Origin of the sequence: Thermoanaerobacterium xylanolyticum LX-11, assembly GCF_000189775.2 — a bacterium.
Taxonomy (GTDB): Bacteria; Bacillota; Thermoanaerobacteria; order Thermoanaerobacterales; family Thermoanaerobacteraceae; genus Thermoanaerobacterium; species Thermoanaerobacterium thermosulfurigenes.
Genome location: NC_015555.1, coordinates 2134687 through 2161175, shown reverse-complemented (window position 1 = coordinate 2161175; position 26489 = coordinate 2134687). Strand labels below are relative to the sequence as shown.

Below are 26489 nucleotides of genomic sequence, written 5' to 3'. Positions count from 1 at the left end.
TAACAAAATTAAAAAACAATATTCAATTATCAAGGTTAAATTAAATTTTGTAATCTTTTTAAAGATCGATCTTTTTAGTTGATTACAAATCATATTATACGAGGAGATTTAAAAAAGCTTAGTTTACCTGTTAATGCTGGTGATATAGAGTTATTAAAAATTTTTAATAACATGGAAAAAACCACAAAAGATTTAAAATTGATTTTTAAAACAGGACCAGTAGTTGACTTTCGAGTGAAAAAAGGTTTGAATATTAAAGAATGTGGAGATTGTGTTCCTTTAATTTGGTGTGAAAATTTTGGATCTTACAAAATTAATTGGCCTTTACCAGGATCAAAGTTTAAACAATATATAAGTTTTAAACATAATAAAAATATTCTTCTACCAATAAGTAATTATATTCTTATAAAAAGATTTTCTATATAGTAAAGAAGAAGGAAAAAGGTTAAATTTAAATATTTTACTAAAAGATCAATTAAAGTATGATTATATTGGTATAGAAAATCATGTTAATTACTTGATGTTTGATGATGATAATATAGAAATTATGAAAGGTATCTATATTTTGCTTAATTCAACTTTTCATAATAGATATTTTAAAATAATAAATGGCACAACGCAAATAAACGTTACGGATTTAAATACTTTACCGATTTTTCCATATAAAGTGCTGAGGGAAATCTCAAGTATCAAATTAACATTTGGTGAACTAAATAATAAAATATGTGATGATATTGTCGAAAAATATTTTGAGTATTATAAATGAGAATGAGCAAATTTGCTAGCGTAAAATTATAATAATAAATGTTTGTGCGAAAAATTTACAAAAATCGACATAGATATTCATTTCTGTGGTACCAATATTCTGTAATATTTTCATTCTGATAAAAGAGCCGATACTTTGCGATCGGCTCTAATATATTACCTAAAAAATTTATAGAAAATTTATAAAATAGCTTGTCTGACTACTTTATGTTGGACACATACTGTGATATACTAAGATAAAATATCAAATTTTTAACAAGAAAGGGGGATAAATACGGAAGGATTATTGACATTATGGTTGGCAGTAATGATAGTAGGAGTTGTAATTGACTTAATAACAAGCAACTTCATATTTTTCAATTTTTCCATCGGAGCTTTTTTTGCAATATGTGCAGATCTATTAGGAGCTAATACGCCGATTCAGATTTTTGCATTTCTCGCAGTAGGAATTGTTTCGCTTATTTTTTCATTTAAATACTTGAGAAAGAAATTCAAAAACATACCAAAGACTTATCCATATGAAAACCAGTATATAGGTATGACAATAGAGATAAAAGACGATATCGGCAAGACTGGTCAGGTGTTTTTTGAAGGCATATATTGGACTGTTCAGTCTGATGTGCCCCTAAAAAGCGGTGACAACGCGGTTATAACAGGTATATCTGGAAATAAATTAATTGTAAAGAGATTGGAGGAATAAAAGTGTTTATTTTGCTTATAATATTGCTTCTTCTCATATTTATCGCTGCTGTAGCATCCATAAAAGTCGTTCAAACAGGTTATGTTTACGTCATTGAGAGATTGGGACAGTTTTACAAAGTGTTGGAGCCAGGATGGCATTTTGTGATACCATTTGTGGACTATGTGCGGGCGAAAGTATCTACAAAGCAGCAGATATTGGACATTGAGCCGCAAAACGTCATTACAAAAGATAATGTGAAAATATCCGTTGACAATGTCATATTTTATAAGGTCATGAGTGCAAAAGACGCCATATACAACATAGAAAACTATAGATCAGGTATAGTTTATTCTACTATTACAAACATGAGAAACATCATTGGCGATATGACGCTTGACGAAGTTTTGTCAGGCAGGGACAAGATAAATGCAGTGCTTCTTAAAGTGATTGATCAGCTTACAGACGCATACGGTATAAAGATACTGTCTGTAGAGATAAAGGATATTACTCCTCCAGATGAAATAAGGCAAGCGATGGAGAAGCAGATGAAGGCTGAAAGAGATAAGCGTGCTACAATACTTCAGGCAGAAGGTGAGAAACAAAGTGCCATAGCTGTCGCTGAAGGTCAAAAGCAGGCAAAAATTTTGCAGGCAGAGGCTGAGAAGGAAGCAAATATAAGAAAGGCTGAAGGCTTAAGGCAGTCGCAGATATTAGAGGCGGAAGGCAAGGCAAAAGCCATTGAGGCAATTGCTGAAGCGCAGGCAAAAGCCATTGAATTGGTAAATAAGGCCATATTAGAATCAGGCACAAATGAGACTGTCATAGCATTGAAGCAAATTGAAGCACTGCAGGAGATGGCAAAGAATCCTGCCAATAAGCTTATTATTCCTGATAAATTGGTTGGAACATTAGGAAGTATAACGGCAGTTGCAGATCTCATTAAGAATCAATAGATTTCTATACCTCGAGTTTTCTCGGGGTTTTTTCATATGATTTGGTTTTTTAAAGATTAAGCTATAAAATGTATAATGTAAAAATACTATGGAGGGATGAAATATGACTATTAAAGAAGTGCCTTACGACATGTACTTAAAAGAGGTGAACCAAAAGCTTACATCAAGAGGCATATTTTTGACTACTAAAGAGAATAAGTTAAATACCATGATAATCGGATGGGGAGGAATAACTTATTTTTGGGGAAAACCTATATTCTTAGTTGCAGTTAGAAAGTCCCGCTTTACATACAATCAAATCGAAAAATCAGGCGAATTTACGGTCAGCATACCTTTAAATGAGGATTTAAATAAAGCTATTGCATTTTGCGGAACAAAATCAGGCAGGGATTTTGACAAGTTTAAGGAGTGCAATCTTACACCTATTCCAGCCCAAAAGATTGAGACACCTATAATAGGGGAGTGCTCATTGCACTACGAATGTAAAGTCGTCTACAAACAGGATATGATAAAAGAAAATCTGGATGCTGGTATTGATAAAAGATGGTATCCAGATTACCATACGTTTTACTTTGGCGAAATTGTTGCATCATACATAAAAGAATAGTCAAAGCAATGCCATTAAAAAGATTGCATAGAAAATGATGCCTGACATCAAAACAAATGGGCTTAAACTTTTTTTGTTGGATGCATATAAAAGGCATATGTATGATGATATAAGCGATAACATGGTTGTAAGCATAGTAAGTCCAGTCAAATGCCATTCTGTAAACATCATGCCTATGGCTACAGGCACAGATGATTGAAATACCATTGCACCTGTTATGTTTAAAAGGGCAAGGGTATCTTTTTTTTGCCCTATCCATAAGACAGAGTTAAGCTTTTCTGGGAGCTCAGTTGCTATAGGCGTTATGATTAATGACAGTATAGCGGGAGGAATCCCTGCCATCGCAGATACTTGTTCTGTGTACTTTATAAAGATGTGGGCGCCATAGGATATTCCCAAAAGGGAAAGTATAAGCTGCAAAAGGATGAGATTTACAGCAGGCTTTGAATGAAAATGGGCTGAGAAGTACAAATTTTTTACATCATTTATGCTTTCATCATTAGATGAGAATGTGCGAATGACGTAAACGAAGTATGAAACAAGTATAGCAATTGATACAATGTTTTTAATATCTATGTAGTTATTCACTATGGAAGTGATGACGGCTAAAGAGTACATGGTTATGAAATACGACATATCCCTTTGAAATCCAGTCAGCGAAGGGGTTATTTTTAAAGATCTCTTGTGAAATAAAGCGTATATTATTGCAGATGCACCTGTGACAAAGAAGCCAAGTGTCGACAGCATGAAAGGAGCACCGACTATCGCACCAATACCTATTTCTTCTGATGCTTGGCCATTGTGAAATATGATTGCAATTACAGGTATAATCGTCTCTGGCATTGCTGTTCCTACAGCGGCAAAGATGCTTCCGATTACTCCTTGATTTAAGTTGAACTTTTTGCCTAACCATTCTACGGCATTTGTAAAATAAGCACACGAAACCAATATAAATGTCAGGCTCATTAAAAGCATGATTGTAAGCAAAGCCAATATAAACAGCTCCTTTTATTTCTGAATAAGCGTAAGACTACACTAAATTATAATTTGGAATGAGAGATTATATTCATGGAATATTAGTTTAATAGTAGATTTAAGACAGCTAAATTTTTGTTTATTTTTTTAAGAATTATGCTATAATATAAGTAAAGAGGCAGCCGTCCGCAAAATGCGGTTGCCCTAATATCGGTTTACAAAAATTTTAAACCGCTCTGGGGCTAGCAGGGCGGTTATTTCTTCCTCGTAAAATCGAGGATTGCTATAATTAACATTCCAAACATTATCATTAAAGACAACGTTTGATATGTATTCGTTAGGCACTCATCAGTTTGAGTGCTTTTTTGTTTGGCTGCATTAAAACCATATATATTGCGATAGATTATAAAAATTAGATTGACATTTTATATAAAAAAGTATATTATATACTTAAGAAGTGCACTCGGTTGCACATACCTATAATTAATAGATAGCTGATTTTTCTTACTTAGTTGATTTAATTGTGCTTTTTATTTTTTGATAAGGGTGATGATATGTCGGAGATTAGATATGATGTCGTTACAGGCAAGATGGCAGTTATTTCCACTGAAAGAGGTAAAAGGCCACATGATTTTAAGAAAGCAGATGTCATAAAGAATAATGGAGTATGTCCATTTTGCCCTGGAAATGAAAACATGACACCACCTACGCTTGTGGAGTTTCGAGGTGAAGATGGCATGTGGACATTAAGAGGATTTAGCAACAAGTTTGCAGCATTTAAAAAAGATATGGATGTGGCTAAGCATGAAGGCGAATTGTACAAGGTGGATGATGGGTACGGTGTGGCAGAGATTATTGTTGAAAGCCAGCATCATGATATGACCTTGGGGCAGATGGAAGTAGAAGGTATTGAGAACATCATGAAGGCACTCATCTTAAGATACGAGGATATTGTGAAAGATGAGAAGATTAAGTACGTTCAGATGTTTAAAAACTTTGGTGCAAACGGTGGTGCTTCCTTAGAACATGGGCATTGGCAGATTATGGCTGTAACATTTATACCTGAGGTTTTGGAGAGAGAGCTAAAAGGTGTTGAAAGGCATGAAGCAGAAACCGGAAGATGTCCTTACTGCCACATCATTGATGAGGAAATGAAAGAAAATGCAAGAATCGTTGCTGAGAATGATAAGTTTGTGGTTATATGTCCTTATGCATCGCAATTTGCGTATGAATCGTGGATACTGCCTAAAAAACACGCTAAAGCTTTTAATGAAATGGATAGCGATGACGTAAGAAGTCTTTCGTACATTCTTAAATCGCTGATAAAGAAGTATGAGGATCTTTTTGATAATCCGCCGTACAATATAGTCATTCATACAGTGCCACATCATGATAGACGGGATTTTCATTGGCATGTAGAGATATTGCCAAGGCTTACCACATTTGCGGGATTTGAGCTTGCAACAGGAGCGTATATAAATCCTACACCGCCAGAAGAAGCAGCTTCAATCTTAAGGTTAGATTAATTGAAAGGAATGGTTTATGTGCACATTGGAGAAGGAGATTTTGATGGTTTCTTGTCGAAGATGGATTATATTGTAAAAACCATCAAAGATGACAAGGTTCAAGAATTCAGATGGTTTCAGGAAAAGGCCTCTTATATAAAAGACAAGATGCTTTTTGACTATGCTATATTAGGTATTGATAGATCGTTTATTATTATTGCAGCACTTATAGATTTTATTTTTGAAACCATAAGCGGTGAAGAAAAAAAATCTCGGTATTATTTTCCTATTATTGTAAGAAAGAATTCTTTTGATGATAGCTGTCTTGCCATATATGATGGTGGTGATTGCGTGTACGGAGTATATGATGCGGTTGACGATGTGGAGTACATCAGATGCTTAGATGATATATTAAGAAGTGGAAGGAAAATTGAGTTTAAATCAGGTAGCCGACTTAAGCCTTATATGATTTTAAACCATGACATATACAGCTCAAAAAGATTAAACAACAAGTCCAGCAATAGCCTTACATTGCTTAGTAAAAACGAGATAGTTAAGACTTTTAGGAGAATGGCTAATGGCATGAATCCCGATCTTGAAATGACTTACATGCTTAGAAAGTACGGTTTTCATGATGTTCAGGATATTAGAGGGTATTTTTTGTACGACGATGGTAAAGGAACTATATACACTCTTTCAATGTTTTCACAGTACATCGAAAATGTAGAAGACATGTGGCAGTACACACAGAAATACTTAAAAGAGCTTCTAAAAAAATACGACGGTAGCGACTTTGTAAGCTTTGTATACAAAAATTGCGGTGATTATATAGGCGAAGTAAAAAAGATAGCAGAACTTATTGCCAATATGCACATTAAGCTGTCACTTATTAATGAAGGCAATTTTGGCGTCTTAGAGCCCGATGAGTCTAACATAGATGAGATTATAAATCAGATAATATCTAATTTTAATTTGCTTTTGGATTATATGAAAAATCAGGATTACAGTGGAGATGTCGAAAGCCTTATAAAAGAAATAATGGATGATAAGAATTTATTGATGGAAAGCATCGAAAATATTAAATCTTTATCGCCATACTTTGGCAAATATCTAAGATGCCATGGTGATTTGCACTTAGAGCAGCTTTTAAAGAAAGAAGACGGTTATATACTTATAGACTTTGAGGGAGAGCCTACAAAACCTATTTCTGAGAGGAGTAGGCACATGTCACCTTTAAAAGATGTGGCTGGCATGATAAGGTCATTTGATTATGCCGCTTACTCACAGTTTTTTGCTCACAAGGAAAATGGTGAAGATGGTATTGATTTAGAAAAAGTAGAAAATCTTTTGTCCGCATGGGCAACCGTTATAACAAACGTATTTGTTGAAAGCTATGTAAATCTAATCGATGAACACGATGCAGATTTAATACCTGATGAAAAATACATTACTGCCATTTTAGCCTTGTTTAAGCTGGATAAAGCTGTGTTTGAAGCAATTTATGAGGTCAACAACAGGCCATCTTGGTTTAAGATACCTTTAAAGGGCATTATTGAGTGCATAGATGAATTAAAAAATATTTCAAGTTTGGAGGTATACAATGGATAATTTGAAAGTCACTTTATTTACAAATGAATTTCCACCTAATATTTACGGTGGTGCAGGTGTACATGTGGATTATTTGACGAGGGAATTGTCAAAGCTTATGAATGTTGATGTCAGATGCTTTGGAGATCAGGATGATCATATTGAAAATATGGAAGTAAAAGGTTACAGAGAATGGGAGATGTTAAAAAAAGCTTCTGACGATAAATTTAAAAAAGTGTTGGGGCCTTTGACAACAGATATTGCCATGGTCAGTGATGCGATTTCGTCAGATATTGTCCACTGTCACACATGGTACACGTTTATGGCAGGCTTTCTGGCGAAGATGCTTTACGATATACCGCTTATTGTCACTATTCATAGCTTAGAACCTCTAAGGCCTTGGAAGGAAGAGCAGCTTGGGAGAGGGTATCACTTAAGCACGTGGATGGAGAGGACAGGTGTTGAGGCGGCAGACAAGATAATAGCTGTGTCTAACGATTCTAAAAAAGATATCATGAAGTGTTACAATGTGCCGGAAGATAAGATTGAGGTTATATACAATGGAATAGACTTAAACCAGTACAAGAAGACAGATTCAAACATGGCAAGAGAAAAATACGGAATAGAGGGAAGGTACATTTTATTTGTAGGAAGGATATCAAGGCAAAAGGGAATAATTCATCTTATAGATGCTGTAAAATATTTGCCACAGGATGTAAAAGTCGTGTTGTGCGCTTCATCACCTGATACACGGGAAATAAAGGGGGAAATGGAGGAAAAAGTCAAGCTTTATGAAAACATCATCTGGATTGACAAGATGGTTTCAAAGGAAGAAGTCATAGAGCTTTACAGCAATGCTGATGTTTTTGTATGTCCATCCATATACGAGCCTTTTGGCATTATAAATCTTGAGGCAATGGCTTGCAACACGCCGGTTGTTGCCAGCGCTACAGGCGGAATAAAAGAAGTAGTGGTAGACGGAGAAACGGGATTCTTAGTGGAGCCTGGCAATTCACATGAATTAGCGGAAAAAATCAATATTCTGCTTAACGATAGAAATTTGGCTGCTTTATTTGGCGCAAACGGCAGAAGGAGAGTAGAAGACATGTTTAGCTGGGAATCAATCGCAAGAAAGACTTATGACCTTTACAAAAATGTCATAGAAAATTACAAAAAATAAATTGATTTTTTGAGAGCCTAAAGGCTCTTTTTTATTGTGTCATTTGCTTTTAAATTTTGCGATAAAGATGTATACTATTATATAGAAATTTTTGATTGGAAGGTAATTATGGAGAACACTAATATCTTATACAGCTTAATAATAGATTACGGTTATTTGGCATTGTTTCTGTCATTGCTGGTTGAAGGTACTGGTATGCCGGGACCTGTGGAGATACTTTTTCTTGCGGCGGGTTACCTTATATCAAGAGGACAGATGAGCTTTTTGGCTGTAGTTTTGATTGCAGCATTAGGGAATGTGTCAGGTAATGTATTAGCGTACATAATAGGTGCCAAATCAGGCAGGACTTTTGTAGAAAAGTATGGCCATTTTTTAAAGATAACTGTTAAAGACTTAGAAGGTATGGATCGGTGGTTTTCGAAGTATGGTGGTGTTACTAACCTTTTAGGGCGCCTCATAGGGCTGCCAAGGACGCCTGCTATCTGGGCTTCAGGCATAACAAGGATGGATTTCAAGTCGTTTTTTGTGTTTTCTGCCATTGGCGATCTTTTATGGTCACTTTTTTGGACGTCTGTTTCGTATTTAGTGTCGATGCAGATTTTGAAGATAGATTTAATCGGCAGGACGTACCCATGGTGGAGTTATTTGTTAATGCTTGTAGGCTTTATCCTATTTATGTACGTCGTTTGGAGGATATTTTTATGGATGAAAGAAAGATACTTGACATAGAGATAAAGATAGTGAGGGACGTAAAGACTCTTTTAAGCATCAAGGATATATGGCATCAACTGGAGGAGAATTCTAAGGTGTACCCTTTCAACACTTTTGAATGGGTCGTGAATTGGTGGAAGTATTTTGGCGGCGGCAAAAAACTGTGGATTCTTTTGGTGGTTGGCGATCAAGGCCCTATTGGGATAGCTCCTTTTATGATTACATTTGGTGAGATGGGACTTCCTATAAAGAGGATAAAATTCATAGGCTCTAATAACAGCGATTACCTTGACTTTATAGTGAAATACGGATATGAAGATATTTTTTATCGTTCACTTATAAAGTATCTGGAGTCTACGATAGATAGATTTACGGTATTAGACTTGGAGCACCTTCCAGAAAGCAGCGGCATATATCCGTATATAATGGATAGCTGGCTTTACTACGATTACGATATTCAAGATGTATGCCCATATATAAAGTTGCCGGCAACGTGGGATGAATACTTAAGCACTCTTGACGGCAAATTTAGAAGAAATATAAAGTATGAGATCAAGAGATTTTTCACAAAGTGCGATGGAAGTTTTATGAGCGTCGCTGACGAAAATGATATAGACGATTCAATGGATAGACTAATAGAGCTGCATCAGGCAAGGTGGAGAAAAAGACATATGCCGGGTGCATTTTATTCTAAAAGGATTAGGGATTTTCATAAGGCTTTGGCATTTGACTTTTTCAATAGGGGCATTTTAAGCTTGTTTGAATTAAAAGACGGCGATAAAATCGTAGCGAGCTTATTAAGTTACCATGTAGGTGGAAAAAGGTATTACTACATAAGTGGATATGATTTGGATTACAGCAGATTAAGCGTTGGTGCTGTAACATTAGGTTTATCGATAAAGCGCTCAATAGAAGTCGGAGATGAAGTCTACGACTTTTTAAGAGGAGACGAAAAGTACAAAGAAGATTGGACTAAGGATAAAAAGAGGAACATGAGGCTTGTTGCTTCATACCCTTCTGTTGCAGGCAGGTTTTACCTTTACTATATCATCGCTGAAAATAAAATAATAAACAAGATAAAAGATAGGTTCAGTCATGACTGAACCTATCTTAATAAAATGTATTAAGGTAAGAGGCAAAGTTAATTTGTCGCTTTAGCGTATTTTAAGCTTATGGGATCTGTGTAGGCAGGGACTACGATGTTTTTAGATGTCTGTATGTCCACTTTTATCCCATAGTATTTAAGAGTGTCTACAATGCCACCTTTAAGGTTTAGTGAAGCTTCTAATGTGTCAGGATTTCCAATTGCTTTTATGACGTATGGAGGGGCATATCTTGTAGAATTTATGTTGATGGTAGGTCCTACACACCTTATTTCAGATGTAGCTATAAGCCTTTGGTCATTTATAGATATGGCTTCAGCACCACCTGCTTTTAGCTCGTTTACTACTTTTATCAGGTCTTCATCGTGTACCAAAAACATATTTGGATCTTCTCCATCTTTTGGCTGAAGGTCGCTGTCGTTTAAAGTGACTATGACTCCTGGACCTGTCATGGCAGTAAAACCTGCAAGCTCTTTATACTTTTCTACATCTTGTGACAGAGCATTTAGAGTCGCTTCGTATTTTGAAGATGAGCTGTTTAATTCATCAAGCTTTTGATTAAGATCTGCCACTTGCTGCTTTAAGGCATTTCTCTCGTCAGTCATGTTTTGCAGTTCGCTGCTTAGCTCATCAACATTTACGCTGCTTCCGCGAGATGTATCTGCTGCAGTCTTTACACTGCCTTGTATTGTCTTAAATTCCATTGATATCATAAAGCCCATCATTAAAAACACCATGACAAAAGAAACAACCTGAAAAACCTTACCCTTCATTTTTTCATCCTCCCCATGGGCTGATACATCAATTTATGAAAACTTCATTTTCATTCTATATATAATAATATCACGTATAAAGATAAAATTTATTAAAAAAATATTAATATTGTGTAACACATCGGTAACAAAAATTTATTTTTATGAAAATTATTGCTTTTGTTCGTTTGACTTATTTTCTTCAGTCGTATTTTTTAAAGCCAATATCTCCTCTAAATCTTTGTTGTACTTGTCGATTTTAAGCATAGTGCTTTTGTATGCCAATATGTCTTCTTCGTTTTTCTGTATGCATTTTATCAAAGATTTTTTCACGCTATCAAAGAGAGTGTCGTAGCTCATATAGTCGTGAATGTCTAAATCCTCTATTTTTTCTGTCACCAACTGGTCATTTTCTACTTTATAAAGGTAAAAGCTTCCGTCTGATTTTAAGATTATTTTTTCGTCTATGCCTCTATCGTAGATTATGATTCCTTCCCCGGTGGTGAATGTTTTGCCGCTGTAGCTTCTTAATGTTACATTTTCATTAGCTATGTATTTTTTTAATGTCAGCAGTATTTCTTTTACCTCTCTAATGGATTTGCTTAATACTTCCTGCATCTTTTTGCTGGCTTCCTCTTTGTCTTTTTCGCTTTCTGTAAGTCTTTCCATCAATTTTTTTATCTCATCTATATCGCTCATTTAAACTCAATCCTTTCACAAAGCATTCATATACTTACTTCTAATATTCCACTTGTGTTTATTTTTAAACCAATAATATTTCAAAGCAATAAGGACAAAATAAGATTAAAATTTAGACAATTTCACCAAAACTATGTTATAATATTATTAAGAGAAAATACATATTATTTAGGAGGCGATTTCATGAGTAAGGTAGCGATAATAGGATCTGGTTTCGTCGGTGCAACATCGGCATTTACGTTGGCATTAAGTGGGACTGTAACAGATATCGTATTGGTAGATTTGAATAAGGACAAGGCTATAGGTGATGCACTGGACATAAGCCACGGCATACCGCTAATACAACCAGTAAATGTGTATGCTGGCGACTACAAAGATGTGGAAGGGGCAGATGTAATAGTTGTGACAGCAGGTGCTGCTCAAAAACCGGGAGAGACGCGGCTTGACCTGGTGAAGAAAAATACTGCTATATTTAAGTCTATGATACCTGAGCTTTTAAAGCACAATGACAAGGCTATATATTTGATTGTGACAAATCCTGTAGATATACTTACGTACGTTACATACAAGATTTCTGGACTTCCATGGGGTAGAGTTTTCGGTTCTGGCACTGTTCTTGATAGCTCGAGGTTTAGGTATCTATTAAGTAAGCACTGCAATATAGATCCAAGAAATGTCCACGGAAGGATAATCGGTGAGCATGGAGATAGCGAGTTTGCGGCATGGAGCATAACAAACATATCTGGAATATCATTTAATGAATACTGCAGCATATGTGGTCGCGTTTGCAATACGAATTTTAGGAAAGAAGTAGAAGATGAGGTCGTAAACGCTGCTTACAAGATAATAGACAAAAAAGGTGCTACATACTATGCTGTCGCAGTTGCAGTGAGAAGGATTGTTGAGTGCATTTTAAGAGATGAAAATTCCATCCTCACAGTATCATCTCCATTAAATGGACAGTACGGCGTGAAAGATGTTTCATTAAGCTTGCCGTCTATCGTAGGCAGGAATGGTGTCGCAAGGATTTTGGACTTGCCTTTATCTGACGAAGAAGTGGAGAAGTTTAGGCATTCGGCAAATGTCATGGCAGATGCCATAAAGCAATTGGATATATGATTAAATACTTTTTGAGGCTTCACATATATGTGGTGAGGCCTCTTTTTATGTATATAAGGGATGCAATATGGAAAATCTAATAACGGTGATGCAAAATGCAGAATATGAGCCCACAGGAGATAATATCGAGTACCTTTAAAAAGGCTAAAAATTACGAAAATGTGATACACAAAAAGGCAAAAGATTACGGCAAAAACATACCAGATAGTCAAGTTAAAGGAGTATTAAAGCAGATAGAGATTACTGCTTTAAACCATGTGGACAAGATAGTCGCTGCTGAAAAGACGATGCGGATAGATTCCCTTGTGAAGAAAAATATGTCTTATGATATGATGGACGCTTTGCAAGATATAGAGAAGGATCTAATAAATCAGCAAATGTTTTACAACGAGAATCTCATAAGCATAACTAATCCATACGTAAGGCAGATATTCACCCAGATGAGGGATGATGAGATGCGATTTATCACTATCATACAGCAGAACATAGAATCGTTAAAGTCAAAGCCGACTGAGCCCAACAGCATAGTATATACGACGCCGAGGGAAAATAAATGAAAGTAGCTATTATAGGTGCAGGCTCGGCAGGCTTAACTGCAGCCATAAGGCTTGAATCTTATGGGATAAAGCCTGATATATTTGAGAGAAAATCGAAAGTCGGCGATGCTTTTAACCATGTAGCAGGACTTTTAAATGTCATAAATAGGCCAATAAACGATCCTTTGGAATACTTAAAGAATAACTTTGATGTAGCTATTGCACCGCTTAACAACATAGACAAGATTGTAATGCACGGGCCAACTGTCACTCGCACTATTAAAGGCAGAAGGCTGGGATACTTTATGCTGAAAGGGCAAGGAGAATTGTCTGTAGAAAGCCAGCTATACAAGAATTTAAAGACGAACGTCAACTTTAATGTCCATGCAGACTACAAGAATCTAAAGGAAGTTTATGATTATGTCATTGTAGCGACTGGAAATCATCAGATACCAAATGAATTAGGATGTTGGCAGACACTGGTTGATACAAGGCTTAAAATAGCTGAGGTAATCGGTAAATTCGATCCAAATGCACTTATAATGTGGATGAACACAGTCTACTGCAAAAGCGGTTATGTATACCTTGCACCTTTTGATGATAAAAGAGCAGTTTTAGCACTCATAGTTCCTTACATCACAAAGGAAGAAATAGACAAATACTGGGAGATGTTTTTAAAAATAGAGAAGATTAGTTATGATGTGGTAAGCGTGTACGACTATGAACACATATCAGGCAATGCATTTCCACATACATATGAAAACATGTACTTTGTGGGAAACGCAGGAGGCGCCATTGAGCCATTCTTGGGTTTTGGTCAATTTGCATCAATTTTAGGTGGCGCATTGGCAGCAAAAAGCATTGCAACAGGCTGTAACTTTGAAAATGAAATGGCGTATCTTTCAAATGCAAATTTGAAGCTTTTAGAGTTCAGGAAAGCCATTGACACTGTAGATAACGATAAGATAGACAGGCTTATAAAGTTTTTGACAACGCCACTCATAAAGCAGCTTATTTACGATACAAATTTTAACATAGTAAAGTATTCTTCATTCATAATACGATACGCCGTCAATGAATTATTTAAGTTTTGATGTTGATAAAAACTACATGAAAGGAATTTTATGCTATGAAGGTTGCCATAATAGGAGCGGGAATATCAGGACTTGCATGTGCTCATGAGCTTGAAAGGCTTGGAATAACGTGTGTGATTTTTGAGAGAAAAAATGCTATAGGGACGATTCAGCCTAACATCGGTTCATTTTTAAACATGGAAGATAGGCCGATTAAAGATCCTGTCTATTACTTTAGGCGTACTTATGGCATATCATTGACGCCTGTTGAGAAGATGACAAAAATCATCATGCATTCTCCAATGTACACTTCAGCAGTAAAAGGAAATCATGGATATTTCGTCTTAAGAAGCAAAGATGCGGATTCACTTGACAATCAGTTGGCGATGGGAGTAAAGTCAAAGATAAACTTTAATGCAGACCCTGATTACAAAGAGCTATCAAGAGAATTTGACTTTGTAGTTGTAGCTACTGGAAATTCCGGGATACTGGAGAATCTTACAGAGTGGAGGACTACTGTTACGACGTGGATAAAAGGTGCCACAATCTTAGGAAATTTTGAACCACATACGGCAGAGATGTGGTTTAACATTGATTACGCAAGATCTGGGTACGGATACATCATGCCCTTTGATAAAACCAAAGCATCTTTAGGACTTATAACAACCTATGCACAGCACGGCGAGATAGACAGTTTATGGCAGCTTTTTCTAAAAACCGAGAAATTTAGTTATGAGATGGTGGAAACCTATGAATTGGAACTTAACGCAGGTATTGCTAAAGAGCACAAAATCGACAATGTATATTTCGTTGGAAATGCCGCTGGATTTTTAGATCCACTTTTAGGGCTTGGAGCATTTCACGCTTTAGAAAGCGGCATTTACGCTGCAAGATCAATTGCAACAGGCGAAGACTATGAAAAAATGGTCAAAACTATAACTGATAAGGTACAAATGCTTTCAGATTACAGAGATAAACTGGATAAATTCAGTAACAGCGATTATGACAGGATGGTTAAGATATTAGGCATGCCGCTTATTAGGCATATAGTGTATAACACAAATATAGACGTGATAAAATACGGACACACGATGCTAAAGTTTATAAAGTAAAAGCTTAAAAGGCGTTAAAAACCTTTTAAGCTTTTTTTCATAGATTCCAAAGAGATAATCCGGTGTAGTCATCATCGACTCTTTCTAAGTTGTTTTCGCCATAGTCTACGATGACAAATTCAGCAGCAAATATTTTTGTGCCTTCCATGAGATGACCGCCAAAGGCATTTCCGTTTTCGTCAGCAAGAATTATATGTACGTGTGGAAACGGCTTGCCATCTTTTAAGGATATATTTCCTATGGCACTCAGTATTTCCATGTGCTCATTTTTCTCGATAAATTTGTATTCCTTTGTAGATTGGTTAAAGTAGCCGAACCGGGCCTTTTTTACTGCACCTATAATCCTTATCTCGCCAGATCTTATATTCTCATTTGTTATGAAAGTCGTTATCTCCTGCAAAAGATCGTTATCGTACTTAAACCTGCCCATAAACCTTCTTTTCACATCTATATTAATATGACCCATACAAAAACCTCCTCGATTGTATTTATGTGAGCGTTTTTATTGTATCAATTCTTATACATATTATACCACAGCGTATTCTGAAAAAATATGTCAACGGGCTTTTTTGTGAATATAATGGTAAAAAATTAAATGAAAGGTTGTGTTACAATGCCATATTGTCCATCGGGAAGGTATTACACTGTAGAGCCAGGGGATACGTTGTGGCTCATATCTCAGAAAATCAATAGGCCTGTAGACGACATTATAAGAGTGAACCCTGGAATAGATCCAAATAGATTGATGGTAGGACAAGTAATATGTTTGCCGCCAATAATACCTTATGGCAAAACGACAGAATGTCCAACAGGTATATATTGGGAAGTAGCACCTGGTGATACGCTTTATAAAGTTGCAAAAACCGTAGGAACTACTGTCGATAAGATTATTGAATTAAACCCGTATATAGATCCAAATAACCTTGTGGTAGGACAGGTGATATGTTTGCCTTTGCCAGGATAAAATTACCCTGTTAAAAGCAGGGTAATTTAAAGCAAAAAATTTTTAACATTAACTTGACAATCTCCGTTGGCAGTAATATAATTAAATTAAATAAATGTTAACGTGAACAAAATTTCGTGGGAGAGCTGATTTTATGAAGAATTTTATGGATGACGATTTTCTGTTAAACAACGAAGTTGCTGTTAAACTATTTCACGACTATGCATCAAAGATGCCTATATTTGATTTTCACTGTCATTTGAACCCTAAAGATATTTACGAAGACAAGAAATTTAAAAACATCACGGAAGTTTGGCTATATGGAGATCACTATAAATGGAGACTTATGAGAAGCAATGGTGTCGATGAAAAGTACATTACAGGTGATGCTGATGATTACAGCAAATTTTTAGAGTTTGCAAAGACTATGCCTATGGCTATCGGCAATCCTGTTTTTCATTGGACACATTTGGAGCTTCAAAGGTACTTTGGTGTTAATGAGCTTCTAAATGAGAAAACAGCTCCAATGATATGGGAAAAAGTCAATTCAGTATTGGAGAGTAGCGAATTCAGTGTCAGAAACATCATTAAGAAGTCAAACGTAAAGATACTGTGCACAACAGACGATCCGACAGATAGCCTTGAGTATCACAAGCTTTTGATGGATGATGAAAGCTTTGGTGTAAAGGTTTTGCCTGCATTTAGACCTGACAAAGGTATAAATATTGAAAGAGACGATTTTAGAGATTGGGTCAAAAAGCTTGGAGAAGTAAGTGGGAAGACTATTGAAGATTACGAAGATTACTTAGATGCCTTAAATTCAAGAATAGAGTACTTTGACAGCTTAGGCTGCAGGTTATCAGATCATGCACTTGACTTTGTGGCTTATGAAGAAAGCACAAAAAGCAAAGTGAATGAAATATTTAAGAAAGCCTTAGAAGGCGAAGAACTTTCCAAATTTGAAATTGACCAATACAAGACAAGTGTTCTTCAGTTTTTAGCAAGAAAATATAAAGAATTCGGATGGGCTATGCAGCTTCACATTGCAGCTTTAAGAAACACAAATACCAGGATGTTTAGAAAGCTGGGGCCTGATACTGGATATGATGCAATAAATGATGTAGATATAGCACAAAAAGTAGCGAAGCTTTTAGACTCATTAGATTTAACTGGCTCATTGCCGAAGACTATATTGTACACGCTAAACCCCAAAGATAACTATGTTTTAGCTACAATTATGGGGTGTTTCCAAGGTGAAGGGATTCCGGGGAAAATGCAATTTGGCTCTGCATGGTGGTTTAATGACAACATCGACGGAATGAGAGAGCAGATGAGGACACTGGCAAATGTAGGGCTTTTAAGCAAATTTGTTGGAATGGTAACTGATTCAAGAAGTTTCTTGTCATATCCAAGGCACGAATACTTCAGAAGGATACTGTGCAATTTGATTGGCGAATGGGTAGATAGAGGCGAGGTGCCTTACGATATAGACTTATTAGGAAAGATAGTTCAGGACATATCCTACAATAATGCAGTCAATTATTTTGGAGTATAGTCTTCTATAATGAATGTGGAAGGTGTTTGAGATGAGCGTTACAATAAAGGATATAGCAAAACTTGCAAATGTATCACATACTACAGTTTCCAGAGCTTTAAACGACAGTCCGCAGATAAAAGAGGAGACGAAAGAGAAGATAAAAGAAATCGCAAAAAAGCTTAATTACGTGCCTAATTACAACGCTAAAAGTCTTGTTCTCAATAAATCATATAATATCGGTTTGTTCTTTTCTACAATCTTCAAAGGAACATCTCCCAGTTTCTTCTATGAGACTGTAAGGGGTGTAAACAGTGCAATCAAAAAAAATTACAATCTCATCATAAGAGGGATAGACGAGTACAAGGACTACTCGTCTATCGAGAAAAACCGTTTTGACGGAATCGTACTTACAAGCCAAAGCGAAAGCGATAATGAATTTATGTACTACGTCATGAGAAAAGGTATACCTCTGGTTGTTTTAAATAGGGAAGTCAATGAAAAATCTGTCGTAAATATACTAAGTGAAGAAAAGACGGGAGCTTACAATGCAGTGAAGTACCTGATTGAAAATGGACATAGGGATATAGCCATAATTGAAGGTAAAGAAGGCTTCAAATCGACTGTGGATAGAAAAGACGGATTTTTGAAGGCACTTATTGAAAGCAAGATTTTGATAAACAATGATTACATCGTAAGCGGGGAGTACGACATAGAAAGTGGCTACAGTGCCATGAACAAGCTTTTGAAGCTAAAGAAAAAACCTACAGCCGTATTTTGTTCAAATGATGACATGGCGGTAGGTGCTATAAAGGCTATATATGAAAAAGGTCTTAAAGTTCCTGATGACATTTCAGTAGTGGGCTTTGATGACAGTGAATTTTGCAGGTATATAATACCTGCTCTTACAACAGTGAGAAAGCCTATAAAAGATGTCAGCCAAAAAGGTGCAGAAATATTGATGAACATGATTGAAAATGACGAAAACAGCGGAGAAAAGATATACGTACCTACAAAGTTAAAGATAAGAGATTCTGTAATGGCAATAAAATAATTTTTGCATAAATCCAGTTAACGTGTGCAAAACAGTTTAAATGAAAAGCTTTAATCGAAAATTGTCGCTGGAAATTGAAAAATCATTTGGAGGATTGAAAGCTTTGAACAAAGTTGAGAAATTTATAGATGGCTACATTAAAGATTACAAAAGCTACAAGCCATCATGGAATTACGAAGATGGATGTGTACTAAAAGGCGCACTTGATCTGTACAGTGCAACAGATGATGAAAAGTATAAAGCATTTGTATTGAAATACCTCGATGAATTTATAGAAAAAGACGGAGAGATAAAAGGCTACAACATGGAAAATCATCATTTAGACGATATAAATTCGGGCAAAGTGCTATTTGATGTTTATAAAATGACAGGTGATGATAAGTACAAGAAAGCCATAGAGACGATTTTTACTCAAGTTAAGACACAACCAAGGACAAACGAAGGAAATTTCTGGCACAAAGATATATATCCATATCAAGTATGGCTCGATGGATTGTATATGGTGATGCCTTTCTACATTAAATACATCAAAAATTTTGGCAACATTAATGACTTATCTGATATTGTGAATCAGTTTGTTAATGTGAGAAAGCATATGTATGACACCCAAAAAAAGCTTTACTACCATGGGTACGACGAAAGCAGAAAAGAAGCCTGGGCAGATAAAAAAACTGGTGTATCCCCGAATTTTTGGGGAAGAGCTGAAGGCTGGTTTGTCATGGCCCTTGTTGATGTGCTGGAAGAGATGGACGAGAGAATGAAGCCTGAAAAAGATGCCCTTATTAAGATATTTAATGAAGCAATAGATGGACTTTTAATTTACCAAGATGAAGAAAAAGGCATGTGGTACCAAGTTTTAGATAAGAAAAATGAGAGAGGAAATTATCAGGAGACATCTGCCACGCTGATGATTTCATACAGCATACTTAAAGGTGTAAGATTAAATCTTTTGCCACAAAAATATAAAGAGCATGGGGTAAAGGCATTTGAAGGTACAGTCAATAAATACCTTGTAGAAGATGAAGGGAAATTGATGCTTGGAGGTATATGTTCTGTTGCGGGATTAGGCAATACTCCATACAGAGATGGAAGTTACGACTACTATATATCAGAAAAGGTTGTTTATGACGATCCTAAAGGCGTAGGAGCATTAATGATGGCATACAGTGAAATAATTAAAATACAATAAATTATGCATTTGAAAGGGGTGATAAAGGGAGGTCAAATTCAACATCTTTGTACATGCAAAAATAAAAAAATTTTTAAGGAGGATCATCTATGAAAAAACTAGTAGCATTAGCACTTGCGGCAGCTCTAGGTATTTCCACATTACTTACAGGATGTGGCTCATCAAACAATTCAACGAGCCAGAAAAATACAAATAGCAGTACAAAGACATCCGAAAGTCAGCCAGCAAAACAAGTAACGCTGAGATTTTCATGGTGGGGCGATGACACAAGGCATCAGGCAACATTAAATGCTATAAAGCTCTTTGAGCAGAAATACCCAAATATAAAGATACAAGCAGAATATGCTGGTTGGGATGGATACCTTGACAAACAGACAACACAAATGGCAGGTGGCACTGCTGCAGACATAATGCAGATAAACTGGAACTGGTTGCCACTATTCTCTAAAGACGGTAATGGTTTTTACGATTTGAACAAGCTGTCAAGCGAACTGGGATTAGACAATTATTCTAAAGATATTTTGGCTACAGGAACTGTTAACGGTAAACTGAATGGCATACCAGTAGCTATGACTGGAAGAGTGCTGTACGTAAATAAGACGATGTACGACAAATACGGTGCAACGATACCTAAAACATGGGATGACCTTATTAATGATGCTTCAAAGTTCCCGAAAGGCAGTTACCCAATCGTAACAGGTTCTTATGATTCTTGGCTTTTATCTATGACTTACGCAGAGCAGGAGACAGGAAAACCATTCCTCACAACAGATGGCAAGCTTAATTTCACTCAAGACGATATAAAGACAGCATTATCGTTCTACAAGACTTTATTAGACAAAAAAGTTACTACTCCAATTCAGTCAATAGCTGCAGAAGGCGGCAATGGGCTTGCACCAATAGCACAGCTTCCAAGCTTCTTAAATGGCAAATTTGCAGGCTTGTTTGAATGGACAAGTGCAATATCAAAAGAAGCAACTCCAATAAAGCAAAACAACATGGAACTTGTGACAGCAGGACTTCCTATGAATTCTGATGCTAAGACATCAGCGGCTATATTAAAGCCATCAATGCTTTTTGCCATCAATAAAGACTGCAAATATCCAAAAGAAGCAGCTACATTCTTGAATTTCATCTTGAATGATCCACAAGGCGTAGAAGCAATGGGTACCAGCAGAGGAATACCTGTAAGTAAATCCGCTGTAGATACACTTAAAAAGGACGGAAAAATATCAGGATTAGAGTATGAAGGTTTGCAGATATTGGAGTCAAATCCAGGTTTGCCATTAAGCCCGTATTTGGAGGATCCAAAGCTTCAACAAGTATATGATCAGACTATAGACAAGATTTCATACAACCAAGAAACGGTTGATCAAGCCGCAAAAGAGATGTATACAAATCTTCAGAATGTGCTAAGTCAAATAACAAAATAAAACACTGTGGTCAATTTGTGGAACTACAGAGAGAAAACTGTAGTTCCACGCATTTAATTAATTGCATCCACTTTGTATTGATAGGAGGGTTTTGATGGAAAACAGGCGCATAGGGCTTTTATATATACTGCCGTGGCTTATCGGTCTTGTGATATTTACCATATATCCGTTTGTGACATCTTTAATATTAAGTTTCACAAATTACAATATTATTAATGCACCGCAATTTATTGGTATTCAAAATTACGTCAATATGTTTCATGATAGCACATTCTGGACGTCATTTACTGCAACGTTGGAGTATGTTGTAATTACAGTGCCATTAAAGCTTATATTCTCGCTTTTTATAGCTTTTATCTTGAATTACAAGCTAAAAGGAATAAATTTTTACCGTACAGCGTATTATGTCCCATCGATTCTCGGAGGAAATATTGCTATAGCTGTTTTGTGGAAGTTTGTATTTGCAAATACAGGGCTTGTAAATCAGGTTTTGGGGGTATTTGGTATAAAGCCGGTAGGTTGGTTTTCGACAGGTTTAGGAGCGATATTTACCATAAGTGCTTTAAGAGTATGGGAGTTTGGTTCTACCATGGTTATTTTCTTGGCAGGTTTGAAGGATATACCACAAGAGCTTTATGAGGCAGCAGCAGTTGATGGTGCAGGTAAGATCAAGACATTCTTTAAAGTCACCATCCCGCTTTTGACACCTATAATATTTTTCAACTTGGTAATGCAGCTTATACAAGCTTTCCAAGAATTCAATGGACCTTACATGATAACGCAAGGTGGTCCTCTCTATAAGACGTATCTTTTGCCAATGATGATTTACGACAATTCATTTAAGTTCTTCAATATGGGATATGGCAGCGCTATATCATGGTTCCTCTTCATAATAATAATGATATTTACAATGTTTGTATTCTCATCGTCAAAGTACTGGGTGTTTTATTCAGATGAAGGAGGAGGCGAGTCATGATGAACAACGAGACAGCATTCAATAATATAAACCTTAAGATGGATAAAGGGTATAGGAAAAGAGAGTTTAGAAGAAAAGTCAACTTAGCTGTGAGATATGCAATACTGACAATTGGCGCTATTATAATGCTGTATCCAATTGTCTGGCTTGTAGGAGCGTCATTTAAGACAAACAGCGAGATATTTTCATCAATAAGCTTCATACCAAAAAGGATCGACTTTACACCGTATGTAAAAGGTTGGATAACAGGTACTCAGTACACATTTGCAACGTATTACTTGAATACTTTTAAGTACGTCATTCCTAAAGTGGTGTTTACAGTAATTTCATCTGTATTGACAGCATATGGTTTTTCGAGGTTTGATTTTCCATTTAAAAAGCCTTTATTCGCAATACTGATTTCGACGATGTTTTTGCCACAGATCGTTTTAAGGATACCGCTTTATTTGTTTTGGAAGCAACTGCATCTGCTGGATACATTTATTCCTCTGTATGCAAATGATATATTTGCAGCAGAAGCGTTTTTCGTGTTCATGATTATACAGTTTATGAGGGGCATACCAAAGGAGCTTGATGAAGCTGCAAAGATAGACGGATGTAATTCATTTACGATACTGACGAGGATATTGCTGCCTGTGATTACGCCAGCAATTGTGTCTGTAACGATATTTCAATTTATGTGGTCTATGAATGACTTTATGGGTCCTCTTATCTACATTTCAACTGTCAGCAAGTATCCTGTTTCAATAGCTTTGAAGATGGCTATGGATGCTACGTCTGGCAACTTTGAATGGAACAAGATAATCGCAATGTCGGTTATAGCTCTTATACCTTCAATCGTAGTATTTTTCTCGGCTCAAAAGTACTTTGTTGAAGGTATATCTACAAGCGGATTAAAAGGATGATTCTTTAAAGAAAGAGTGATTCGATTGGAAGAATTAAAAGTAATATCAACTACATCTACCACAATTACGTTTGAATTGAAAAGTTCAAAGCCTTATTATTTAGAGAAAAAGTATCAGTTGTACGTTAATTCAGATTATATGGGCGATGTCGATAGGAGTGTGTGGACGGTAAAAAATTTACAGCCGAGCGGACAGTATGAAATTACACTAAAGAATGAAGAAACAGGAGAAAGATTAACTGTATTCCAACAGACAAAACCAGAGACAGCGTATATTAATGTAAAGGACTTTGGTGCTGTTGGTGACGGAAAGCGTCTTGATACTTTTTCTATACAAGCAGCCATAATGGCGTGTCCTGATGGAGGAAGGGTGTATTTTCCTGAAGGTGTTTACTTGACATACCCGATTTTTTTAAAAAGCAATATAACTATAGAATTAGGTAAAGGTGCTGTGTTATTAGGAGCAAAAGGGAGGGAGATGTACCCTATCCTTCCTGGAGAGATAGATAGCCAAGAATTTAAAAATGGCTATTTGGGATCTTGGGAAGGCGAAACAAATAATATGTTTGCAAGCCTCATAACTGGCATTTCTGTGGAAAATGTGAATATCATAGGCGATGGTATTATAGACGGCAATTCCAGTTTTGATACATGGTGGCAGGACGCGAAAGTTAAAAGAATCGCATGGAGACCGAGAACAGTTTATTTAAATAAGTGCAAAAACGTATTGATAGAAGGCATCACAATAAAGAATTCGCCGTCGTGGACGATACATCCTTTGATGTCACAAAACCTTAAATTTGTGAATTTGAACATCGAAAATCCGAAAGATGCACCAAATACTGATGGTCTCGATCCTGAGTCATGTAAAGATGTTCTCATTGTAGGCACCAGATTTTCCGTTGGTGATGACTGCATTGCCATAAAATCAGGAAAGTTGTCTGTAAGCCAAAAGCTTCCTATGCCATCGGAAAATCTTATCATAAGAAACTGTCTTATGGAATACGGTCACGGTGCTGTCGTAATAGGAAGCGAGATGTCAGGCGGTGTAAAAAATGTCCATGTAGAGAATTGTATATTTAGAAAGACTGACCGTGGCATACGCATAAAGACCAGAAGAGGCAGAGGTAAGACTGGAGTCATCGATGAGATACACGCTTCCAATATTAGAATGGAAGGAGTTTTGACGCCTTTTACAATAAATAGCTTTTATTTTTGCGATGCTGATGGCAAGACTGAATACGTGTGGAGCAAGGAAAAGCTTCCTGTAGATGACAGGACGCCGTATGTCGGCAATATTTATCTAAAAGACATAACATGCATTGATACTCAGGTTGCGGCAGGATACATGTATGGGCTTCCTGAGAGAAAAATTGAGAGAGTTGATATGGAGAATATCTATGTAAGCTTTGACTTAAATGCTAAGCCTGATTATCCTGAGATGCTTAGCTTTGTAGAAGAAATGTGCAGAAATGGATTTTACCTTAACAACATTAAAAATCTTAGGTTGAAAAATGTAGTAGTGGAAGGTGCTTTGACAGAGCCTTTTACGAAGTTAAATATTGACAATGAAATTCAATAAAATATTTTTTTTAAAGTAAAATGTTCACGTGTGCTAAAAATCGAACTAAGGAGGAAGAAAATGATGAGGTTATCGTCGAAGGTATATAAGGATTATAAAAGATACCCAGAGAAAGTCGTACAGTTTGGAGAAGGGAATTTTCTAAGGGCGTTTGCGGACTGGATGATTGATGAGATGAACGAAAAAGGTGTTTTTAATGGAAGCGTCGTCGTTGTGCAGCCTTTAAGAGGTGGATTGGTGGATAAATTAAATGAGCAGGATGGACTTTACACCCTCATACTTCAAGGAATAAAGGATGGAAAGGCTGAAAGGTCTTATAAGGTTGTAAACAGCATAAGTAGAGGTATTAATCCCTATGATGACTACGAGGCGTTTTTAAAGGTGGCTGAATCAGAAACCATAAGATTTGTGATATCCAATACTACAGAGGCAGGCATTGCATTTGATGAAAATGATACGTTTGATGCTATCCCACACAACAGTTTTCCTGCAAAACTCACTGCTTTCATGTACAGAAGGTATAAATATTTTAATGGCGGCAGTGATAAAGGGCTTATAATTTTTCCTTGTGAGCTTATTGACAGAAACGGTGAAAAGCTAAAAGAGATGGTTCTTAAGTATGTAGATTATTGGAATCTTGAAAAAGGATTTGCCGACTGGGTCTTGGAGAGGAACGTTTTCTGCACGACTCTTGTAGACAGGATTGTGACAGGATACCCAAAAGAAGATGCTTTAGAGATTGAAAAAGAGCTTTGCTATGAAGACAGCTTGATTGATGTAGGAGAGATATTTCACCTGTGGGTTATAGAGGGACCAAAATGGATTGAAAAAGAGTTTCCTGCGGGGGAGATAGGCTTAAATGTAAGATTTGTTGATGATGTGACCCCATATCGCGACAGAAAAGTGAGGATATTAAATGGACTTCACACTGCTATGGTGCCTGTGGCGTACCTTTATGGAATTGATACTGTTGGAGAAGCCATGGAGGATGATGTTGTAGGAAAATTCATTAAAGGTGTGGCTTACGATGAGATCATGAAGACATTGGATTTGCCGGAAGATGAAGTTAAAAAATTCATTGAAGAAGTGTTTGATAGGTTTAAAAATCCTTACGTTAAGCACTACCTTATGAGCATTGCTTTAAATTCCATGTCAAAGTTTGAGACGAGGGTCTTGCCTTCACTTCTTCAGTACGTAAAAGCATATGGAGAACTGCCTAAAAAACTGGTATTTTCCCTTTCTGCATATATAGAGTTTTACAAAGGGCAAAGGGGCAGTGAAGTTATACCATTAAGCGACGATCCTGACATTCTAAAGATGTATCAAGATCTGTGGAAAGACTTTGATGGCAGTTATGATGGAATAAAAAACATTGTAACAAATGTTTTAGCGTACGATAAGGTGTGGAAGATGGATCTAAACGGTGTAACTGGGCTAAATGATGCTGTTACTGAGTATCTGTATTCGATTGAGAAGAATGGCATAAAAGAGTCTTTAAAAGAGGTGCTGAAATAA

27 protein-coding genes are annotated in these 26489 nt (G+C 36.3%); 22 read left to right on the top strand and 5 right to left on the bottom strand.

What is annotated here, in order from left to right; translation table 11 throughout:
• Positions 1-78: 78 nt before the first annotated feature.
• The 4 genes from THEXY_RS10510 to THEXY_RS10490 all read left to right on the top strand — a co-directional run bounded on the left by THEXY_RS10510 (position 79) and on the right by THEXY_RS10490 (position 3007).
• The gene (locus THEXY_RS10510; RefSeq protein WP_041592129.1) at positions 79-426 is read left to right on the top strand and encodes a hypothetical protein; all 348 of its coding nucleotides are present in this window, start codon (positions 79-81) and stop codon (positions 424-426) included.
• 625 nt (positions 427-1051) lie between these two features.
• Positions 1052-1465: an NfeD family protein gene (locus THEXY_RS10500; RefSeq protein WP_013788816.1), complete on the top strand. Its 414-nt coding sequence runs from the start codon at positions 1052-1054 to the stop codon at positions 1463-1465.
• A gap of 2 nt (positions 1466-1467) precedes the next feature.
• Entirely contained in the window at positions 1468-2400 is a 933-nt protein-coding gene (locus tag THEXY_RS10495) for an SPFH domain-containing protein (RefSeq protein WP_013788815.1), read from the top strand.
• Positions 2401-2503: 103 nt separating this feature from the next.
• Positions 2504-3007, top strand: a complete 504-nt coding sequence (locus THEXY_RS10490) for a flavin reductase family protein (protein ID WP_013788814.1) — start codon at positions 2504-2506, stop codon at positions 3005-3007.
• On the opposite strand, the gene THEXY_RS10485 is transcribed toward THEXY_RS10490, so the two are convergent.
• Together THEXY_RS10485 and THEXY_RS13050 are read right to left on the bottom strand one after the other, a co-directional pair.
• Positions 3008-4000 carry a sodium:calcium antiporter gene (locus THEXY_RS10485; protein WP_013788813.1) on the bottom strand — a complete coding sequence of 331 codons (993 nt, stop codon included), beginning with the start codon at positions 3998-4000 and terminating at the stop codon, positions 3008-3010. It abuts the gene before it with no gap.
• Positions 4001-4236: 236 nt separating this feature from the next.
• Complete coding sequence (locus THEXY_RS13050; RefSeq protein ID WP_432416175.1) at positions 4237-4374, bottom strand: putative holin-like toxin; 138 nt, start codon at positions 4372-4374, stop codon at positions 4237-4239.
• A gap of 162 nt (positions 4375-4536) precedes the next feature.
• On the opposite strand from THEXY_RS13050, the gene galT reads away from it, so the two are divergent.
• The 5 genes from galT to THEXY_RS10460 all read left to right on the top strand — a co-directional run bounded on the left by galT (position 4537) and on the right by THEXY_RS10460 (position 10068).
• A complete protein-coding gene (galT, locus tag THEXY_RS10480) occupies positions 4537-5508 on the top strand; it encodes a galactose-1-phosphate uridylyltransferase (RefSeq protein WP_013788812.1) in 972 nt (323 codons plus the stop codon).
• 9 nt (positions 5509-5517) lie between these two features.
• Positions 5518-7095 carry a hypothetical protein gene (locus THEXY_RS10475; protein WP_230197674.1) on the top strand — a complete coding sequence of 526 codons (1578 nt, stop codon included), beginning with the start codon at positions 5518-5520 and terminating at the stop codon, positions 7093-7095.
• Positions 7088-8254 carry a glycogen synthase gene (gene glgA, locus THEXY_RS10470; RefSeq protein WP_013788810.1) on the top strand — a complete coding sequence of 389 codons (1167 nt, stop codon included), beginning with the start codon at positions 7088-7090 and terminating at the stop codon, positions 8252-8254. The genes THEXY_RS10475 and glgA overlap by 8 nt, the downstream gene beginning before the upstream one ends.
• A gap of 108 nt (positions 8255-8362) precedes the next feature.
• Positions 8363-8983 (top strand): DedA family protein, encoded by a 621-nt coding sequence (locus tag THEXY_RS10465; protein WP_041592127.1) that lies wholly within the window; start codon positions 8363-8365, stop codon positions 8981-8983.
• Positions 8956-10068, top strand: a complete 1113-nt coding sequence (locus tag THEXY_RS10460) for a GNAT family N-acetyltransferase (RefSeq protein WP_013788808.1) — start codon at positions 8956-8958, stop codon at positions 10066-10068. Before THEXY_RS10465 ends, THEXY_RS10460 begins: the two co-directional genes overlap by 28 nt.
• 38 nt (positions 10069-10106) lie before the next feature.
• Here the strand turns inward: THEXY_RS10460 and THEXY_RS10455 are convergent, their stop codons facing one another.
• Both THEXY_RS10455 and THEXY_RS10450 read right to left on the bottom strand, forming a co-directional pair.
• Entirely contained in the window at positions 10107-10841 is a 735-nt protein-coding gene (locus tag THEXY_RS10455; protein WP_013788807.1) for a DUF881 domain-containing protein, read from the bottom strand.
• Between the two features lie 150 nt (positions 10842-10991).
• A complete protein-coding gene (locus THEXY_RS10450) occupies positions 10992-11519 on the bottom strand; it encodes a hypothetical protein (RefSeq protein WP_013788806.1) in 528 nt (175 codons plus the stop codon).
• 183 nt (positions 11520-11702) lie between these two features.
• Here THEXY_RS10450 and THEXY_RS10445 point away from each other — a divergent pair, with 183 nt between their 5' ends.
• The 4 genes from THEXY_RS10445 (at position 11703) to THEXY_RS10430 (ending at position 15359) form a co-directional block, all read left to right on the top strand.
• The gene (locus tag THEXY_RS10445) at positions 11703-12638 is read left to right on the top strand and encodes an L-lactate dehydrogenase (protein WP_013788805.1); all 936 of its coding nucleotides are present in this window, start codon (positions 11703-11705) and stop codon (positions 12636-12638) included.
• Between the two features lie 95 nt (positions 12639-12733).
• A complete protein-coding gene (locus THEXY_RS10440) occupies positions 12734-13195 on the top strand; it encodes a hypothetical protein (RefSeq protein ID WP_013788804.1) in 462 nt (153 codons plus the stop codon).
• A complete protein-coding gene (locus tag THEXY_RS10435) occupies positions 13192-14268 on the top strand; it encodes an FAD-dependent oxidoreductase (protein WP_013788803.1) in 1077 nt (358 codons plus the stop codon). The genes THEXY_RS10440 and THEXY_RS10435 overlap by 4 nt, the downstream gene beginning before the upstream one ends.
• Before the next feature lie 35 nt (positions 14269-14303).
• A complete protein-coding gene (locus THEXY_RS10430; RefSeq protein ID WP_013788802.1) occupies positions 14304-15359 on the top strand; it encodes an NAD(P)/FAD-dependent oxidoreductase in 1056 nt (351 codons plus the stop codon).
• A gap of 37 nt (positions 15360-15396) precedes the next feature.
• On the opposite strand, the gene THEXY_RS10425 is transcribed toward THEXY_RS10430, so the two are convergent.
• Complete coding sequence (locus THEXY_RS10425; RefSeq protein ID WP_013788801.1) at positions 15397-15825, bottom strand: PPC domain-containing DNA-binding protein; 429 nt, start codon at positions 15823-15825, stop codon at positions 15397-15399.
• Positions 15826-15972: 147 nt separating this feature from the next.
• On the opposite strand from THEXY_RS10425, the gene THEXY_RS10420 reads away from it, so the two are divergent.
• The 9 genes from THEXY_RS10420 (at position 15973) to THEXY_RS10380 (ending at position 26489) form a co-directional block, all read left to right on the top strand.
• Entirely contained in the window at positions 15973-16323 is a 351-nt protein-coding gene (locus tag THEXY_RS10420; protein WP_013788800.1) for a LysM peptidoglycan-binding domain-containing protein, read from the top strand.
• A 133-nt stretch (positions 16324-16456) separates the two neighbouring features.
• Positions 16457-17857 (top strand): glucuronate isomerase, encoded by a 1401-nt coding sequence (uxaC, locus tag THEXY_RS10415; RefSeq protein WP_013788799.1) that lies wholly within the window; start codon positions 16457-16459, stop codon positions 17855-17857.
• 31 nt (positions 17858-17888) lie between these two features.
• Positions 17889-18890, top strand: a complete 1002-nt coding sequence (locus tag THEXY_RS10410) for a LacI family DNA-binding transcriptional regulator (protein ID WP_013788798.1) — start codon at positions 17889-17891, stop codon at positions 18888-18890.
• 103 nt (positions 18891-18993) lie between these two features.
• Positions 18994-20079: a glycoside hydrolase family 88/105 protein gene (locus THEXY_RS10405; protein ID WP_013788797.1), complete on the top strand. Its 1086-nt coding sequence runs from the start codon at positions 18994-18996 to the stop codon at positions 20077-20079.
• Positions 20080-20168: 89 nt separating this feature from the next.
• Positions 20169-21512, top strand: coding sequence for an ABC transporter substrate-binding protein (locus THEXY_RS10400; RefSeq protein ID WP_013788796.1), 1344 nt, complete (start codon positions 20169-20171; stop codon positions 21510-21512).
• A 94-nt stretch (positions 21513-21606) separates the two neighbouring features.
• Positions 21607-22488, top strand: a complete 882-nt coding sequence (locus THEXY_RS10395) for a carbohydrate ABC transporter permease (RefSeq protein WP_013788795.1) — start codon at positions 21607-21609, stop codon at positions 22486-22488.
• Positions 22485-23393, top strand: coding sequence for a carbohydrate ABC transporter permease (locus THEXY_RS10390; RefSeq protein ID WP_230197589.1), 909 nt, complete (start codon positions 22485-22487; stop codon positions 23391-23393). The genes THEXY_RS10395 and THEXY_RS10390 overlap by 4 nt, the downstream gene beginning before the upstream one ends.
• A 24-nt stretch (positions 23394-23417) precedes the next feature.
• Complete coding sequence (locus THEXY_RS10385; RefSeq protein ID WP_013788793.1) at positions 23418-24974, top strand: glycoside hydrolase family 28 protein; 1557 nt, start codon at positions 23418-23420, stop codon at positions 24972-24974.
• 63 nt (positions 24975-25037) lie between these two features.
• Positions 25038-26489, top strand: a complete 1452-nt coding sequence (locus THEXY_RS10380; protein ID WP_041592258.1) for a tagaturonate reductase — start codon at positions 25038-25040, stop codon at positions 26487-26489.

What these genes read in the sequence shown, in the direction of transcription:
- THEXY_RS10410 (WP_013788798.1), top strand. Translation starts at nt 17,889, where the DNA reads ATGAGCGTTACAATAAAGGATATAGCAAAACTTGCAAATGTATCACAT.
- uxaC (WP_013788799.1), top strand. Translation starts at nt 16,457, where the DNA reads ATGAAGAATTTTATGGATGACGATTTTCTGTTAAACAACGAAGTTGCT.
- galT (WP_013788812.1), top strand. Translation starts at nt 4,537, where the DNA reads ATGTCGGAGATTAGATATGATGTCGTTACAGGCAAGATGGCAGTTATT.
- THEXY_RS10460 (WP_013788808.1), top strand. Translation starts at nt 8,956, where the DNA reads ATGGATGAAAGAAAGATACTTGACATAGAGATAAAGATAGTGAGGGAC.
- THEXY_RS10490 (WP_013788814.1), top strand. Translation starts at nt 2,504, where the DNA reads ATGACTATTAAAGAAGTGCCTTACGACATGTACTTAAAAGAGGTGAAC.
- THEXY_RS10390 (WP_230197589.1), top strand. Translation starts at nt 22,485, where the DNA reads ATGATGAACAACGAGACAGCATTCAATAATATAAACCTTAAGATGGAT.
- glgA (WP_013788810.1), top strand. Translation starts at nt 7,088, where the DNA reads ATGGATAATTTGAAAGTCACTTTATTTACAAATGAATTTCCACCTAAT.
- THEXY_RS10425 (WP_013788801.1), bottom strand. Translation starts at nt 15,825, where the DNA reads ATGGGTCATATTAATATAGATGTGAAAAGAAGGTTTATGGGCAGGTTT.
- THEXY_RS10380 (WP_041592258.1), top strand. Translation starts at nt 25,038, where the DNA reads ATGAGGTTATCGTCGAAGGTATATAAGGATTATAAAAGATACCCAGAG.
- THEXY_RS10450 (WP_013788806.1), bottom strand. Translation starts at nt 11,519, where the DNA reads ATGAGCGATATAGATGAGATAAAAAAATTGATGGAAAGACTTACAGAA.
- THEXY_RS10475 (WP_230197674.1), top strand. Translation starts at nt 5,518, where the DNA reads ATGGTTTATGTGCACATTGGAGAAGGAGATTTTGATGGTTTCTTGTCG.
- THEXY_RS10465 (WP_041592127.1), top strand. Translation starts at nt 8,363, where the DNA reads ATGGAGAACACTAATATCTTATACAGCTTAATAATAGATTACGGTTAT.
- THEXY_RS10420 (WP_013788800.1), top strand. Translation starts at nt 15,973, where the DNA reads ATGCCATATTGTCCATCGGGAAGGTATTACACTGTAGAGCCAGGGGAT.
- THEXY_RS10455 (WP_013788807.1), bottom strand. Translation starts at nt 10,841, where the DNA reads ATGAAGGGTAAGGTTTTTCAGGTTGTTTCTTTTGTCATGGTGTTTTTA.
- THEXY_RS10435 (WP_013788803.1), top strand. Translation starts at nt 13,192, where the DNA reads ATGAAAGTAGCTATTATAGGTGCAGGCTCGGCAGGCTTAACTGCAGCC.
- THEXY_RS10400 (WP_013788796.1), top strand. Translation starts at nt 20,169, where the DNA reads ATGAAAAAACTAGTAGCATTAGCACTTGCGGCAGCTCTAGGTATTTCC.
- THEXY_RS10395 (WP_013788795.1), top strand. Translation starts at nt 21,607, where the DNA reads ATGGAAAACAGGCGCATAGGGCTTTTATATATACTGCCGTGGCTTATC.
- THEXY_RS10430 (WP_013788802.1), top strand. Translation starts at nt 14,304, where the DNA reads ATGAAGGTTGCCATAATAGGAGCGGGAATATCAGGACTTGCATGTGCT.
- THEXY_RS10440 (WP_013788804.1), top strand. Translation starts at nt 12,734, where the DNA reads ATGCAGAATATGAGCCCACAGGAGATAATATCGAGTACCTTTAAAAAG.
- THEXY_RS10445 (WP_013788805.1), top strand. Translation starts at nt 11,703, where the DNA reads ATGAGTAAGGTAGCGATAATAGGATCTGGTTTCGTCGGTGCAACATCG.